This is a genomic window from Variovorax paradoxus EPS (genome assembly GCF_000184745.1).
In the GTDB taxonomy this organism is placed as follows: domain Bacteria; phylum Pseudomonadota; class Gammaproteobacteria; order Burkholderiales; family Burkholderiaceae_C; genus Variovorax; species Variovorax paradoxus_C.
The window spans coordinates 407847-423507 of sequence record NC_014931.1 but is presented as its reverse complement, the minus strand read 5'-3'; the positions used below and the strand labels follow the sequence as shown (position 1 = coordinate 423507).

The 15661-nt window shown below is 67.4% G+C and carries 10 protein-coding genes; 7 read left to right on the top strand and 3 right to left on the bottom strand.

Going from position 1 to position 15661, the window contains the following annotated elements:
* The first annotated feature begins 10 nt into the window (after window positions 1–10).
* Window positions 11–904 (top strand): DMT family transporter, encoded by an 894-nt coding sequence (locus VARPA_RS01985; protein WP_013538864.1) that lies wholly within the window; start codon window positions 11–13, stop codon window positions 902–904.
* A gap of 13 nt (window positions 905–917) precedes the next feature.
* Here the strand turns inward: VARPA_RS01985 and VARPA_RS01980 are convergent, their stop codons facing one another.
* From VARPA_RS01980 to VARPA_RS01970, 3 genes are read right to left on the bottom strand one after another with little or no spacing between them, the layout of a single operon-like run.
* Window positions 918–1679 (bottom strand): GntR family transcriptional regulator, encoded by a 762-nt coding sequence (locus VARPA_RS01980; protein ID WP_013538863.1) that lies wholly within the window; start codon window positions 1677–1679, stop codon window positions 918–920.
* A 2-nt stretch (window positions 1680–1681) separates the two neighbouring features.
* Entirely contained in the window at window positions 1682–3442 is a 1761-nt protein-coding gene (locus VARPA_RS01975; RefSeq protein WP_013538862.1) for a glycerol-3-phosphate dehydrogenase/oxidase, read from the bottom strand.
* The gene (locus tag VARPA_RS01970; protein ID WP_013538861.1) at window positions 3439–4986 is read right to left on the bottom strand and encodes an FGGY family carbohydrate kinase; all 1548 of its coding nucleotides are present in this window, start codon (window positions 4984–4986) and stop codon (window positions 3439–3441) included. The genes VARPA_RS01975 and VARPA_RS01970 overlap by 4 nt, the downstream gene beginning before the upstream one ends.
* 179 nt (window positions 4987–5165) lie before the next feature.
* Between VARPA_RS01970 and VARPA_RS01965 the strand changes: the two genes are divergently transcribed.
* From VARPA_RS01965 to VARPA_RS01940, 6 genes are all read left to right on the top strand, one after another.
* A complete protein-coding gene (locus VARPA_RS01965) occupies window positions 5166–6212 on the top strand; it encodes a substrate-binding domain-containing protein (protein WP_013538860.1) in 1047 nt (348 codons plus the stop codon).
* Window positions 6209–7729: a sugar ABC transporter ATP-binding protein gene (locus VARPA_RS01960; protein ID WP_013538859.1), complete on the top strand. Its 1521-nt coding sequence runs from the start codon at window positions 6209–6211 to the stop codon at window positions 7727–7729. Before VARPA_RS01965 ends, VARPA_RS01960 begins: the two co-directional genes overlap by 4 nt.
* A complete protein-coding gene (locus VARPA_RS01955) occupies window positions 7726–8760 on the top strand; it encodes an ABC transporter permease (protein ID WP_041942736.1) in 1035 nt (344 codons plus the stop codon). Before VARPA_RS01960 ends, VARPA_RS01955 begins: the two co-directional genes overlap by 4 nt.
* Window positions 8757–9749, top strand: coding sequence for an aldo/keto reductase (locus tag VARPA_RS01950; protein ID WP_013538857.1), 993 nt, complete (start codon window positions 8757–8759; stop codon window positions 9747–9749). The genes VARPA_RS01955 and VARPA_RS01950 overlap by 4 nt, the downstream gene beginning before the upstream one ends.
* A 43-nt stretch (window positions 9750–9792) precedes the next feature.
* Complete coding sequence (locus VARPA_RS01945; protein ID WP_013538856.1) at window positions 9793–10653, top strand: class I fructose-bisphosphate aldolase; 861 nt, start codon at window positions 9793–9795, stop codon at window positions 10651–10653.
* A 228-nt stretch (window positions 10654–10881) separates the two neighbouring features.
* Window positions 10882–15591, top strand: coding sequence for an RICIN domain-containing protein (locus VARPA_RS01940; protein WP_013538855.1), 4710 nt, complete (start codon window positions 10882–10884; stop codon window positions 15589–15591).
* The last annotated feature ends 70 nt before the right edge of the window (window positions 15592–15661 follow it).

Below are 15661 nucleotides of genomic sequence, written 5' to 3'. Positions count from 1 at the left end.
AGACCTGTTCATGCCCTCCTTCACCCCGCGCCAGTTCGTCCTGCTCGTCCTACTGACCCTCGCCTGGGGTTTCAACTGGCCGGTGATGAAGCTGGGCGTGGCCGACTATCCGCCGCTCGCCTTCCGCGCGATCTCGATCTGGCTGGGCCTGCCCGTGCTGGGCATCGCGCTGGTGTGGATGAAGGTGCCGTTCCGCGTGCCGCGCAGCGCCTGGCCCGAGCTGGTGTGGCTGGGCGCGACCAACATGTTCGTCTGGCACGCCTGCATCATTCTTGCGGTGAAGGCGCTGTCGGGCGGGCGCGCGGCGATCCTGGGGTACACGATGCCGGTGTTCTCGGCGGTGATCGGTGCGCTGCTGTTCTCTGCCGTGCTCACGCGGCGTTCTTGGATCGGCGTGGGAGCCTGTGCCGTCGGCGTGGGGCTGTTGCTGTGGCATGAGCTCACCGACTTCGCGGGGCGGCCCGGCTACGTCGCACTCGCGCTGGTGGCCGCAGCGACATGGGCGCTGGGCACGCAGCTGCTGCGCCACACGCGCATCGGGCTGCCGACGCTCACGCTCTCGTTCTGGATGACGGCGATGACCGCCGTCGTGATGACGGTGCTCTCGCTGCTCTTCGAGCGCGGCCCGTGGCGCTGGCCGGGCACGGTGACCTGGGGATCGATCCTCTACAACGCGGTGCTGATCTTCGGCTTCGCGCACGCGGCGTGGTTCTACCTCGCGCGCGGCCTGCCGCCGGTGGCTTCGACCCTGAGCGTGATGTTCATCCCCGTGCTCGGCGTGTTCAGCGGCGCGGTGTGGCTCGGCGAGGTCGTGCACTGGCAGGACTGGGTCGCGGTCGCGCTGATGATGGTCGCGATCGCCTCGGTGCTCTGGCCCTCGCGCGGCAACGCCGCCAAGGCCTGACCGAGCAGAGAACTCAGGTCGTCGTCTGCACGTGCAGGCGGCTCGTCTTGCAGCGGTGCAGCGCGCGGTAGTGCTCCAGCGGCCGGCCGTTCGCGCCATAGGCGATCGACTCGATGCGCAACAGCGGCTCGGGGTGCGGCAGGTCCAGCAGCTTGCAGGTTTCGGCATCGGGCAGCACCGCATCGATCCAGCGCTCGGCGCGCACCAGGCGCAGGCCGTACTGGCGACGCAGCACGTCGTAGAGCGAACGGTCGTCCAGCCGCGTGCGATGCAGCCCCGGCGTGAGGTCTGCGGGCACCACCGTCTCGACCAGGAGGCGCAGCTCGCCATCGACACTGCGAAGACGCTTGAGCGCAACGACCTGCGCATCGGGCTCGGTGAGCCCCAGCGATGCGGCTTCCTGCTCGGTGGGCGCGCGCAGTTCCTGCGTGAGGATCTGCGTGCGCACCGAGCGGCCCTTGCGCTCCATTTCGTCGGAGAAGCCGAGCACCGTGGAGACGAAATCCTCGTCGCGCTCCCGCGCCGACACAAAAGCGCCGCGGCCCTTGATCTTGTAGATGAGGTTGTTGCGCACCAGGTCGGCCAGGGCCTCGCGCACCACGATGCGCGAGATGCCGAACTGGTCGCCCAGCTCGGCTTCGGATGGCAGCTTGGCGCCGATGGGCAGCACGCCCTTCAGGATCTGCAGGCGGATCGCATCGCGGAACTGGGCCCACAGCGGGGACTCGGAGTTGCGGTCGAGCACGGTCGACAGGGTGTCGTTGGGACTGTTCACTTTTAGGACTGGCCGAGGGCGGAGCTGGCCATCAATGATGCATCGAAAGAAGGTTCCACGTCGGGCGCCACGGCCTGCAGGCGCACGTTGTGATGCTCGCGCAGGGCCGTCGCGCAGGTGCGCAGCTCCTTGTGCGCGCGCGCCGCGTCCCAGCCCAGCGCCTCGGCCGCGATGCCCGAGATTTCGGCCAACGCGGCATCGGTGACGAGGCCGCGAATCGCCAGCAGCGTGCGGCGGATCACGAGGTCATCGAGATGCACCACGCCGGTTTCCAGGCACAGGTACGAGAGCTCGGCGGCCGAGTAGTCGGGTGCGTGTTGCAACGGCACGTCGCCCGAGGCGGCGAGGCGCTGCGCGAGCGGCAGTGCCTTCGAGCCGTAGCGCGCGAGCAGCGTCAGTGCGCGCGCGCGGCCCATGCCCGAGGCCGTCATCTTCTCGATGAAACGCTCGGTCGCGGCCGCATCGGCCGGCAGGTCTGCACCACCGCCGATGGGCAGCAGCTCGGTCGATGCGGTGCGCGAGCGCCCCAGAAGCTGCAGCACTTCGGTGGTCGCTTCCTCGGCGAGCGAACGGAAGGTCGTCCACTTGCCGCCGACGAGGCCAACGATGGGAATGTCGCGCGTCGCGCTCGGCGGATCGACCACCACCGAGTGGTCGCGCGAGATCTGGCCCGGCTTGTCGGCATCGGAGCGCGCGAGCGGCCGCACGCCGACATAGGTGTAGACCACGTGGTCACGCCCGAAGGCCATGTTGGGGAACACCTCGCGCAGCACGTCGATGAGGTAGTCGACCTCGGCGGGTTCGGTGACGATCTGGTCCGGGTCTTCGACCGGGATGTCGGTCGAGCCCACGAGCACGCGGTCGAGGAAGGGATAGACGATGCACACGCGCCCGTCCACCGCCTCGAAATACGCCATGCGGCCGTCGAGCGCATCGCGCAGCGCGGGGTGGTCGAGCACGAGGTGCGAGCCCTTGGTGCCCATCACGCGCGGGCCTGCGCCGCCGAGCACGGCCGCGCTGCGGTCCAGCCACGCGCCCGTGGCGTTCACCACGGTGTCGGCGGTCACGCGCACGAGTGCGCCGGTGAGTTCGTCGCGCAGCGTGAGGATGTTGCCCGCACACCCCATCACGCGGCAGTAGTTGGCGGCGGCCGAGCGCGGCTGGTCGCGGCAGGCATCGCCGATGAGTTCGAGAATGAGCCATTCGGGATGGCTGATCCACGCATCGAAGAAGGTCGCGGTCCAGCGGATCGCCGCGCGGAAGAGGCCGCGGTCGTTGGTCGGCACGCGGCTGATGCGGTGCCCCGGCATCACGCGCTGGCGGCGGCCGAGGATGTCGTAGAGCCGCAGGCCCAGCGCCACCGCCAGCAGGCCGCGCGTGCGCTGCGGCGGCGTGCGGCCGAAGAACTTGAGCGCGCTGCTCATGAGGCCGCCGAAGAAGTTCGCGAGCGGCACCACGGTCTTGAGCGGGCGCACGAGGTGCGGCGCGTTGCGCAGCAGCAGGTTGCGCTCGCGCGTGGCCTCGGCCACCAGCGAGAAGCTGCCGTTCTCCAGGTAGCGCAGGCCGCCGTGGATCATGCGCGAGGGTGCGCTGCTGGCACCGGCGCCGAAGTCGCCCTTGTCGACGATCAGGCAATCGACGCGCTGCAGCGAGAGATCGCGGAACACGCCGACGCCGTTGATGCCGGCACCGACGATCACGGTCGAAAAATGACGGTCCGCCAAAGAGGCAGGACGCACGAAGGGAAGTTGCCAAGCGCTCATGGAGAAACCTCCGCGCTGCGCGCTGCGGTGCGAGCGCCTTCGGGCGGCCGTGCGGCGCTCTGCGCACCGCCCGCGATGTGGGTGAATACAGGTGACATGCTGTCGATCAGTTCGTTGAAATCGGCGTTGAAATCCGCATGGGCGCGTGCGTCCCGTGCATCGGGTTCGATGAGGTCGCACGGCGCGAGCAGCGCGCTGCCCTCGGCCGCGTCGTCCATGCCCTGCGACATGGCGGCGTAAAGCGCCGCGCCGCGCGCGCCGGTCTCGTCGTCGGCGCAGCGCTCGACCGGGCGGCCCAGGAACGAGGCGAGCAGGCGCACGAGGCGTGCATCGCTCGCACCGCCGCCCAGCACGGTCGATGCGGACACGGCGAGGCCGCCGGCCGCCAGGCGCGCCGTCTGGCGCACATGCAGCGCCGCCACGGCATCGACCACGGCGCGTGCCATGTCGGCGCGGGTGTGATGGCTCTTCATGCCCACGAAGCCCGCCGTCACGCCACCGCCGCCATTGATGAAAGGCGCGAAGCGCAGGCCGTTGGCGCCGAGCGGCACGGTCATCGCGAGGTCGACCACAGCGCGCGCATCGGGCAGCGCGAGCACGCCCGCGAGCCACGCGATGTTGGCCATCGAAGACGGGCTGTTCTCCATGTAGAGCCGCTCATGCGTGCGGCCGAAATTCACGATGGAGGCGACCGCCGGCTTGGGCTCCATGACCGGGCCGATGACGGCGTTCACGCACCACGTGCCGAACACCTGAACTGCGCGGCCGCGGCGTTCGGCGCAGATGGCGGTCATCGAAGCGAGCAGGTCGATGGCGCCCATCGCAACGGGAATGCCTGCAGGCAGGCCGCACAGCGCAGCCTCGGAGGCGCGCAGCTTGCCGAGCACCGTGCCGCTCGGCAGGATCGGGCCGAAGTTGTGCGCGCCCAGGTCCGTGAGGCCCGAGGCGTCGAAGGCGATCTGCGACCAGCCGCCGGTGGCGAGCGACACCAGGCCGGCGGTGCTCGCATCGCTGGCGTCTGTGGCGATTTCGCCGGTGAGCAGGAAGCCGAGGTAGTCCTTGGCGAACAGCAAGCGGCGCAGTTCGCCGCGCTGCACGGCATCTGCGCCCAGGAGCTCGGCGGCAATCACCGTCGGCTGGCCGGGCCAGGGGCCGCAGCCCACGTCTTCGAAGAGCCGCGCGCCCTGGCTTTTGGCCAATGTCCGTGCGCGGGCATCGGCGCGCTGGTCGGTGGATGCGACGGCGCGGCCGCCGACCAGTTCGTTGTTCGCATCGAGCGCGTAGAGGCCGGCGCCGTGGCCGGTGCAGGCCATGGCGCGAACCTCTGCGGCGCGCGGCCCGAGCTGGTGGGCCACGTCGCGCAGCACGTGGGTGAGCGCGGCGCGAATGGCGGCGGCGCCGACTTCGCAGCCGCCGCCGGCGAGCCGGTCGTGCGGCAAAGGCATGCGGGACAGGGCAACGGCTCGGCCGCTTCCGACTTCGAGGGCCAGGGCTTTCAGGCTGCTCGAGCCCATGTCCACGCCGATCAGTATGTTTGGCATCATGTCATAACAGCTTCGGCGGAAAAAAAGCCCATCGCCAGTAGCGTTTCCCCTAGTACTCGGGGCAATCGGGCCGGGATTACATTCTAGCCTGTCATAACAACTGATGTGACACCGAGGTCCCGAAGACCTGCCCGAAAAGCAGGTCGCAAGCTCTGCCAGTCAACGTGAGGAGACAAAGAATGAGGCGTAATTTCCTGAAGTCCGCAGCCGCCGCCGGTATCGGCCTGGCCGGTGCGAGCGCGTTCGCGCAACAGCAAGCAGCTGCCCCTGCTGCAGGCACCGGCCTGCGCGGCAATGCCAGCGACGTCTACGTGATGAACGTGATGGTCTCCGGCGTGGAGTACTGGTTCCCGGTCTACGAAATGATGAAGCAGCTCGGCCGCACGCTGGGCGTGAAGACGCGCTACACCGGCACCCCGGAGTACGACGTGAACAAGCAGCTCGCGTCGTTCGAGCAGGAACTGGCGCGCAAGCCCGCGGGCATCCTGCTGCACCCGATGAACCCCGATCCGTTCATCGAGCCGATCAACCGCGCCGCGGCGATGGGCATCCCGGTCGTCACCTTCGCGGCCGATTCGCCGAATTCGAAGCGCACCTCGTTCGTCACCTCGGACAACGACCGCGAAGGCACGCAGGCGGCCGACGCGATTGCCGCCTCGCTCAACGGCAAGGGCGAATACGCCGTGCTGGAGAACCCGGGCCAGGACAACCACGACCGCCGCATCGCCGCCTTCGTGAACCGCATGAAGACCAAGCACACGGGCATGAAGCTGGTCGGCCGCGCCGCCAGCAACCAGGACCCGAACAAGGCCTACCAAGCCGTGCTGAGTCTTGCGCAAGCCAACCCGAACCTGGGCGCGCTCTTCATGCCCGAGGCCAACTCGGCGCTCGGCGCGGCGCAGGCCAAGGTCGAGACCAAGAAGAACATCAAGGTGATGTGCTGCGACGTCAACGCCAAGATCCTGGACATGATCAAGTCCGGCGACGTGTTCGGCGCCATCAACCCGAACCAGGGCATGCAGGGCTACATGGGCATGATGATGTTGTTCCTGGCCAAGAACCCCTCGCTCATCGACCCGATGAACGACGCCAAGCGCAACGGCACGAACCCGATGGCCGTGCCCTTCCTGGACAACGGCCTGGCCGTGGTGAGCAAGGCCAACGCCGACGACTTCTACTGGGACAAGTACCTCGCGCGCCGCGGCACCAAGGGAATCGGCGAGTGAGCGCCTTGCTCGAACTGAAGGGGATCAGCAAGCGCTTCGGCGCTTCGCGCGCGCTCTCGGGCGTGGACTTCTCGCTGCATGCGGGCGAGATCCACGCCCTGTGCGGCGAGAACGGCGCGGGGAAGTCGACGTTGATGAACATCATCGACGGCATCCACCGCCCCGACGAGGGAGAGATCCTGCTGAACGGCCAGAAGGTCGTGATCGACGGCCCTGCGCACGCGATGCGCCTGGGCATCGGCCTGGTGCACCAGGAGATCGCGCTGTGCGCAGACGCAACCGTCGCCGAGAACATCTTCATGCCGGAAATCAACGCCGGCAAAGCGGCGTGGATGAACTACGCCAGCTTCAACGAACGCGCGGCCAAGGTGCTGCGCCGGCTGGGGCAGGACATCGACCCCGCCACGCCGGTGGGCGACCTCAGCATCTCCAGCCAGCAACTGGTGGAGATCGCAAAGGCCCTCACGCTCGACTGCAAGGTGCTGATCCTGGACGAGCCCACGGCCGCGCTGACCGACAACGAGTCGGCGGCGCTGTTCCGCGTGCTGCACGACCTGAAGGCGCAGGGCATCGGCATCATCTACATCAGCCATCGCATGGCGGAAATCTTCACGCACTGCGACCGCGTCACCGTGCTGCGCGACGGGCGCAATGTGCACTGCGGACCGCTGGCCGGATCGACGCCCGATGAGCTGGTGCGCCGCATGGTCGGGCGCGATCTCGGCAACTACTATCCGCCGAAGCAATCCGCGTCCCCAACCGCCGAATCCTCCGGCCCCGTGCTCGAAGTGAACGACATTGCAGATGGCGAGCGCGTGCACGGCGTCTCGTTTGCGCTGAAGCGCGGCGAGATCCTCGGCATCGCGGGCCTCATGGGCGCCGGCCGCAGCGAACTCGCCGAAACCATCTGCGGCCTGCGCATCGCCAAGCGCGGCGCAGTACGTTTGAACGGCAAGACGCTCACCATCCGCAAGTACAGCGACGCGCTGCGCGCAGGCATCGCCTACCTCAGCGAAGACCGCAAGGCGGCCGGTGTGTTCCTCGACCTGCCGATCGCGCAGAACGTCTCGTCGATGGCACTCAGCCGCGTGAGCTCGGCCTGGGGCCTCTTGCAGCGCTCGGCCGAACACAAGCTCGCGAAGACGCTCGGCGCCAAGCTGAACCTGAAATCCGACGGCGTCGCCATCGAGGTCTCCAGCCTCTCGGGCGGCAACCAGCAGAAGGTGGCCATCGCCAAGCTCTTGGCCACCAACCCCTCGGTGCTGCTGATGGACGAGCCCACGCGCGGCGTCGACGTGGGTGCGAAGTCGGAGATCCACCACATCCTGCGCGAGCTCGCGAACCAGGGCGTGGGCGTGATCGTGATCTCGTCGGAGCTGCCCGAGATCATCGGCCTCTGCGACCGCGCTCTCGTGATCCGCGACGGCCAGGTCGCGGGCGAACTTGAAGCTAACGAAATGACGGAAGAAGCCCTGCTGCGGCTGGCTTCCGGACTCTGCGAACAGGAAACAGCATGAACTACCCGGCACAACTCGATGCGGGCCTTCCTCCTCGGAATTCTGGGCAATCTGGCCAATCAGGAGGCGACCCCGTGAAACCCGCCAACAAACTCACGAGCATGCGAGAAGCAGGGCTGCTTCTGATCATTGCGGTGCTCTGCATCGCGATGAGCTTCGCATCGCCCTACTTCCTCACCTGGGACAACGTGCGCGCGATGCTGTTGTCCTTCTCCATCGAAGGCATCGTGGTGGTGGGCATGACGATCCTCCTGATCGTCGGCGGCATCGACCTCTCGGTGGGCTCGGTGGTGTGCTTCGCGATGGTGGTGACGGGCAAGCTCTTCCTGATGGGCGTGGACCCGTGGCTCGCGAGCCTGGTGGCCATCGGCATGTGCGGGCTCATCGGCGCGATGATCGGCGGCTGCGTCACGCGCATCGGCCTCAATCACTTCATCGCCTCGCTGGCCTTCATGGTGATCGTGCGGGGGCTGTGTCTCGCGCTCACGCAGGGCACGCCGCAGTCGCTGTTCTCGCTGCCGGCGGAGTTCAAGTTCATCGGCCAAGGCACGCTCTTCGGTGTGCCGGCGGTCATCCTGATCTTCCTGGCGATCGTGGTGGTGAGCGACTTCGTGCTGCGCCGCTCGACGCTCCTGCGCCGCGTGTTCTACACGGGCAGCAACGAGAAGGCGGCGCTCTATTCGGGCATTCGCGTGGGCCGTGTGAAGTTCTGGGTCACGGTGCTGTGCTCGGCTTCGGCGGGCCTGGCCGGCGTGATCTACACCGCGCGCTTCGGCGCCGCCACGCCGACCTTCGGCATGGGCATGGAACTGAACGTGATCGCGGCTGCCGTGATCGGCGGCGCCAGCCTCAAGGGTGGCTCGGGCACGGTGCTGGGCGCCGTCCTCGGCCTGGCGCTCCTCTCGGTGGTGACCAGCTCGCTGATCCTGCTGGACGTGTCGCCTTACTGGCAGGACGTGATCAAGGGCTTGATCCTGCTCGCGGCCGTGACCATCGACCACATCATGAACACCAGAAAGAAGACCCGATGAAGAGCGAGATGAAGAAGACAACGCTGGGCCCGTCGGGCATCGAATGCTCGGCCATCGGCCTGGGCACCTGGGCCATGGGCGGCTGGATGTGGGGCGGTGGGGACAACGCGGCCGCCGTCATCGCGATCCAGGCCTCGCTCGACGCGGGCGTGAACCTGATCGACACCGCGCCGGCCTATGGCCTCGGCCGCTCCGAAAGCATCGTCGGCACCGCGCTCAAGGGGCGCCGGCAAGAAGCCGTGATCGCCACCAAATGCGGCCTCGTCTGGCACACACAACAAGGTACGCACTTCTTCGAAGAAGACGGCCACCCGGTGTACCGCTTCCTAGGGCGCGAGTCGATCTTCCATGAGTGCGAAGAGAGCCTGAAGCGCCTGCAGACCGACTACATCGACCTCTACATCACCCACTGGCAGGACAGCACCACGCCCGTGGCCGAGACCATGGACGCGTTGCTCGACCTCAAGAAGCAGGGAAAGATCCGCGCCATCGGCGTGAGCAACGTTAACCCCGAGACGCTCGCCGAGTACCTGCGCTACGGCCCGGTCGATGCGGCGCAGGAGCGCTACAGCCTGATCGACCGCGAGATCGAAACGACGCTCGCGCCCTTGTGCAGCGAGCACAACGTCGCGGTGCTGGGCTACTCGTCGCTGGCCCTCGGCCTTCTGGCTGGCCCGATCGATCCCGAGCGCGAATTCAAGGGCGACGACCAGCGCGCGAGCAACCCGCGCTTCAGCGCCGCCAATCGCGCGACGCTCAAGGCTTTCTTCGAAGAGCTGGAGCCCATTCGCGCAAAGCTGGGCTGCTCGTTCGGCCAGATGATGATCGCGTGGACCGTTGCGCGCGGCACGGTCGCCGTCGCACTCTGCGGCGCGCGCGTGCGCCAGCAGGCCATCGAGAACGCCGGTGCCGGCGCGGTCGAACTGGGCGACGAAGCCTTGCGACTGATCGACGCCGCGGCGAAGCGCCACCTCTCCGCGCTCGCCTGATACCTCCCTCTTCTTTTCAGATCCCCACAAGGAGTTCTTTCCCATGTCGAAAGACAAGACAGCACGGCTCAACCGCCTGCTCACCAACGGCCGCTGCCTGGACATCGCCCTCGATCACGGCGTGTGCAACGAGCCCTCATTCCTAGACGGCCTGGAGGACATGCCCCAGGTCATCGACAAGCTCGTGGCCGCCGGCCCCGATGCGCTGCAACTCAACTACGGCCAGTCCGACCTGCTGCAGGACCGCCCCGGCCGCGACAAGCCCGCGCTGGTGATGCGCATCGACATGGGCAACCCCTACAACGCCACGCTGCACCGCGTGATGTGGGCGCAATTGCAGAACGAGCACGACCCGGTGTTGCCGGCGGTGCAGCGCGACGCGGCCTGCGTGGTGGTCAACCTCTTCATGCTGCCGAACGAACCCGACCTGTTCCGCCAGTGCGTGCAGAACATCGCGCGCGTTCGCGCCGATTGCGACCGCTACGGCATGCCGCTGATGATCGAGCCGCTGGTGATGCAGTCGCCCACGCCCGGCAGCCGTTACATGGTCGATGGCGATGCCGAAAAGATCGTGACGCTGGTGCGCCTCGCGCGCGAGATGGGCGCCGACATCGTCAAGGCCGACCCGACCAGCGATCCGAAGGATTTCCACCGCGTGGTGCAGGCCGCGCGCTGCCCCGTGCTTGTGCGCGGCGGCGGACGCGAAGACCTGTCGCAGGTGTTCGCGCGCTCGCGCACGCTGCTGGACCAGGGCGCGGTCGGCATGGTGTACGGACGCAATGTCTATCAGCACGGCAATCCGTCCGCGGTGGTCAGCGCACTGATGGCCATGATCCATCGCGATGCCAGCGCCGAGGCGGCCTTGGACATCTACGAATCCGGCGGCACGAAGCAAGGCAAGTAAAGCCGCTGCCAGTGGGAGCGAAAACCAGAACCGTTCGGGCTGAGCTTGGCGAGGCCTCGCGCAGCGCTTCGACAAGCTCAGCGTGAACGGTTCCTGGAGGGTTTACGGCAGGCGATCACCCGTCGCCTGCCGGGGTGCGTGCTGCGCGCGCACTTTGCAAGTCGAGCCAGAGAAGAAGAAACGAGTCAGTGGGTCCCCCTGCGAACTTCTAACAACTTGGAGGCAACGATGAAGATCCGGTACTACGTGATGGCATTGATGGTGCCGTTCGTCACACTGCTGACGCACGCGGCAATCACCGGGGTCAGTCCGATGACGACCCTCAGCAACATGGCCACGGCGGTCTCCGAAGCAGTGGCCGACCCGCTCCCGCTGCAGGGACCGGGCCTGGGCAATCTCACCTACACCTCGGCGGAACTGTTCAAGCCGGTGTCGATGATCACCAGCCCCAACCACCCGCTCGATCCGGCGCACAGCAGCGCCTACGAGTCGCGCGAGGTGCCCGCCACCTACGCGGGCCGCAAGGACTACGGCATGAACGCCGGCATCATGGTCAACGGCTACTTCCTCACCTCCTTCGCGCCGGACAGCGGCCTCGGCCCGGGCGGCTTCCTGCTGTACGACGTGTCGAACCCGCGGCAGATCCAGCTCGTCAAGAAGATCTACGAGCCGGAGGCCCGCACCAAGGAGTTCCGCGAGACGCACTCCTTCGGCACCGCGAAGATCGGCGGCAAGACGTATGTGGTGCTGCCCAGCATCAACGGCGTCGAGTTCTGGGACTTCACCGACATCAACGACATCAAGCAGGTGAAGAAACTCGCGCTGCCCGGTGTCAATTCCGGCGACTACGAGAACGTGGCGTGGCAGCTCTGGTGGCAGGCGCCCTACCTGTACGTGGCCTCGGCCGGCCGCGGCATGTTCATCGTCGATGCACGGGACCCGGCGAATGCCGTGGTCGCCAACCGCGGCGCGGGCAAGCCCAACCCGGTGCCCACCGGCGAACTCGGCGGTTTCCGCCTCGGCCCGATCTTCACGATGGGCAACCACATGGTGCTGACCGCGATGGAAAGCAACGGCGGTTTCGCGAGCCTGGACATCTCCGACCCGCTCAACCCCAAGGTGCTCGATTCCATCGTGGGCACCACGCCGTTCTATTACGCGACCTGCTTCGATGGCAGGAACCTGCACGTCTCCACGCGCAACAGCGGCGCGAAGATGTACAGCTACGACCTCTCCGACCGATCGCGCTTCGTGGCCGAGGACAACCGGCTGGTCATCGACGAGCAGCTCTATTGCGCCACGCAGGACAACTACGTCATTCAAGGCGCGCAGACGCGCATCCACAAGGTGGACGTGAGCAATCCGCTCAACCACGTGGAAGTGGGCCGCGGCAGCATCCTGCGCGAGGACGATCCGAACTTCTCGCACTCGGACAACGGCCAGGTCGCGATCTTCGGCAACCTCGTCTTCGTGGGCAACGACCACGGCTCGGGCAGCGGCTTCGTCGTGCATGCGGTGGACCCGGACATCGTCAAGCCGGAAGTGAAACAGGTCTCGCCCGCCAACGGCGCGAAGCAGCAGGCGCTGACATCGCGCATCGGCCTGGGCATGACCGACAACATCCGCCCCGAGAGCGTGAACTCCAACACCTTCATCGTGCGTCCGGTGGGCGGCAACACGCTGGCGGGCACCTACAGCGTGCAGTTGGGCATCGTCAACTTCCATCCCGAGCAGCCGCTGCAGCCGGGCACGAGCTATGAAGTGTTCCTGCCGGCCAACGGCCTGAAGGACTATGCGGGCAACGCCATCGGCGCGGACTACCGCTCGACCTTCAACACCGGCAACGCGACCGACATCAACCTGATGCACTACTGGACGCTGGCGGGCAACCTCTCCGACCAGATCGGCAACAACAGCGGCACACCGGCCTCGGGCGACGCGTTCGAGAGCATCGGCATGAACTTCGCGAACCGCACCGCCGGTGTGCCGCTGAAGAACGACGGCGTGGCCACCGTGCTCGGCGGCACCGCATCGTTGAGCTTCTACATGAAGACCACGCAGGCGGGCGGTGCGAACTCCTGGACCGCGCCCGGCATCTTCGGGCGCGACCAGCCGAGCGGTGCGGACGATGTGTTCTGGGGCTGGCTCGACAGCAACGGGCGCATCAAGCTCTCGGTCGGCAACGACGGCGGCACCGCCTCCACCGCGGCGGTGAACGACGGCAACTGGCATCACGTGGTGCTGACGCGAGATGCGGCCTCGGGCGCGCAGGCGGTGTACGTCGACGGCGTGAAGACCACCTCCGCGGGCCTCACCGGCACCAAGGGCCTCGCGAACAAGTTCAGCGTGCTGGGCCAGATCCAGGGCAACACGGCGCTCTTCAAGGGCACGCTGGCGGAGGTGCGGGTCTACGGCCGCGTGCTGTCCGACACCGAGGTGAACACGCTGCGCGGGCAGGCCATCATCGGCGACCCCGGCATCGGCGGCGGACCGAAGCTGGTCAACGGCCAACTGGTGTTCAACCCCGGCACGTTGGGGAGCAGCGGCGCGCAGTTCCGCTGGAACTTCGGCGACGGCACGCAGACGGCCTACTCGAATCAGCCGAACTACACCTACACCTACACGCGCCCCGGCCACTTCACGGTGACGCTGACGGTGAAGGACGCCAACGGCCGCGAAACCTTCTACACCTACAACCTCACCGTGATCGTTCCGACCACGGCGCGGGCGCCCACGCACACCACCAACATCGCGGGCGATGCGAACTCGGTGTACTCGGTCAACCCCGACAGCGGCACGGTCGCCGCCATCAACTCCGAAACGCTGGCCAAGCGCTGGGAAGTGCGCGTGGGCGACGAGGCGAAGACACTGGCGGTCGGCCCCGACGGCCGCATCTGGGTCACGGTGCAGGGCGAAGACAAGCTGGTGGCGCTCAACGCGGCCGACGGCAGCGTCTCGGCCACCGTGCCGCTCGCCTACGGCAGCGGCCCCTATGGCGTGGCCTTCACGCCCGATGGCGCCAAGGGCTTGCTGACGCTGGAGAGCAAGTCGGTGCTGATGAGCTTCGACCCGAGCAACGGCGCCACCACCGGCGCGGTCGCGCTCGAAGGCAACCTGCGCGGCATCGCCGTGAGCGGCGATGCGCAGGTGGCCTACGTCACGCGCTTCAAGTCGAAGATGACCGGCGGCCAGTTGCACAAGGTGAACCTGCAGAGCATGAGCGCGATGCCCACCATCGCCCTGCCGGTCGACACCACCACGGTCGACACCGAGAGCCGTGCGCGCGGCGTCGCCAACTACCTGAGCCAGGTGATCATTTCGCCGGACGGCACGCGGGCGGTGCTGCCTTCGAAGAAGGACAACATCGTGCGCGGCAAGTTCAGGGACGGTATCAACCTGTCGCACGACCAGACGGTGCGTTCCATCCTCTCGCAGGTCAACCTGCAGACGGCCGCGGAAGTGTTCGCCGAACAGATCGACTTCGACGACCGGGCACCGGCACGCGCCGCGCTGTACTCGCCGTCGGGCGACTACCTCTTCGTCGCGCAGATGGAAGGCAATCGCGTGGCGATCGTCGATCCGTACAGCCGCTCGGTGCGAGGCGAAATCAACGCCAGCAGCGCGCCGCATGGCCTGTACCTGGACGCGGCGAGGAAGCGCCTGTTCGTCAACAACTTCCTCGCGCGCTCGGTGTCGGTGCACGACGTGGCCTCGGTGCTGGCTTCGGAGACCGCGGCGCCGGTCTTCCTGCAGAACGTCTCGACGGTCGCGCAGGAGCCGATGGCGGCCGCTGCGCTGCGCGGCAAGCAGGTGTTCTACAACGCGTCGGACCGGCGCATGAGCAAGGACAACTACATCTCCTGCGCGAGCTGCCATGCGGATGCCGGCGACGACGGCATGGTGTGGGACTTCACCCAGCGCGGAGAGGGCCTGCGCCGCACCATCAGCCTGATGGGACGGCGCGGTCTCGGCCACGGCAAGCTGCACTGGACGGCCAACTTCGACGAGGTGCAGGACTTCGAGAACGACATCCGCAACGAGTTCGGCGGCACCGGCTTCCTCTCGAACGCGGACTTCACAGCCACGCAAGACCCGCTGGGTGCCCCCAAGGCCGGCAAGAACGCGCAGCTGGACGATCTCGCGGCCTACCTCACCTCGCTGAACAAGTACATGCGCAGCCCGGCGCGCAACGCAGACGGCAGCCTCAGCGTCGACGCGGCGCGGGGCCAGGCGCTGTTCGCCTCGGCGCAGTGCGTGACCTGCCACACCGGCGCCACCTTCCGCGACGGACAGCGGCACGACGTGGGCACCATCCAGCTCTCGTCGGGCAAGGGCATGAACCAGCCGCTGGCGGGCGTGGGCTTCGACACGCCGACGCTCTTGGGCACCTGGAACACGACGGCCTTCTTCCACAACGGACAGGCCGCGACGCTGCAGGACGTGCTCGCCGGCGGTCACGGCAACGCCAGCAGCCTGCCGCCCGCCGACGTGGTGGCGATTCGCGAGTACGTGCGATCGCAGGACAGCGACCCGACGCCGACGATCACGCGCATCCGCTCGAACCTGAGCAACCTGTGCGTGAACATCAAGGGCGTGTCGACGACCAGCGGCGCGACGGCGGTGCAGTGGCCGTGCGGCACTGCGAGCAACGAGAAGTTCACGGTGACGAGCCTCACGGGCGGCTACGTGCAGTTCAAGGCCGAACACAGCGGCCTGTGCCTGGCACAGAGCGGCACCGCGACGACGAACGCGGCGGTGGTGCAGCTGGCCTGCTCGGCCGGCGACACGACGCAGTGGAGCCTGGTGGGCGGCACGATCAAGAACCGCGCCTCGGGTTCGTGCCTCGACGTTCCGAACGCCTCGACGGCGCAGGACACGGCGTTGATCACCTGGACCTGCAACGGCGGCACCAACCAGAGCTGGACTCAACTGCCCTGACCGTTTGACGCTCCCCTGAAAGCCGGCCGCCTCACCGCGGCCGGCTTTTTTGCGTCCTGGGCATGACCTC

Bases quoted from the DNA above. Each gene is read 5' to 3' on its own strand.
- VARPA_RS01945 (WP_013538856.1), top strand. From the start codon at position 9,793: ATGTCGAAAGACAAGACAGCACGGCTCAACCGCCTGCTCACCAACGGC.
- VARPA_RS01975 (WP_013538862.1), bottom strand. From the start codon at position 3,442: ATGAGCGCTTGGCAACTTCCCTTCGTGCGTCCTGCCTCTTTGGCGGAC.
- VARPA_RS01950 (WP_013538857.1), top strand. From the start codon at position 8,757: ATGAAGAGCGAGATGAAGAAGACAACGCTGGGCCCGTCGGGCATCGAA.
- VARPA_RS01965 (WP_013538860.1), top strand. From the start codon at position 5,166: ATGAGGCGTAATTTCCTGAAGTCCGCAGCCGCCGCCGGTATCGGCCTG.
- VARPA_RS01940 (WP_013538855.1), top strand. From the start codon at position 10,882: ATGAAGATCCGGTACTACGTGATGGCATTGATGGTGCCGTTCGTCACA.
- VARPA_RS01955 (WP_041942736.1), top strand. From the start codon at position 7,726: ATGAACTACCCGGCACAACTCGATGCGGGCCTTCCTCCTCGGAATTCT.
- VARPA_RS01970 (WP_013538861.1), bottom strand. From the start codon at position 4,986: ATGATGCCAAACATACTGATCGGCGTGGACATGGGCTCGAGCAGCCTG.
- VARPA_RS01985 (WP_013538864.1), top strand. From the start codon at position 11: ATGCCCTCCTTCACCCCGCGCCAGTTCGTCCTGCTCGTCCTACTGACC.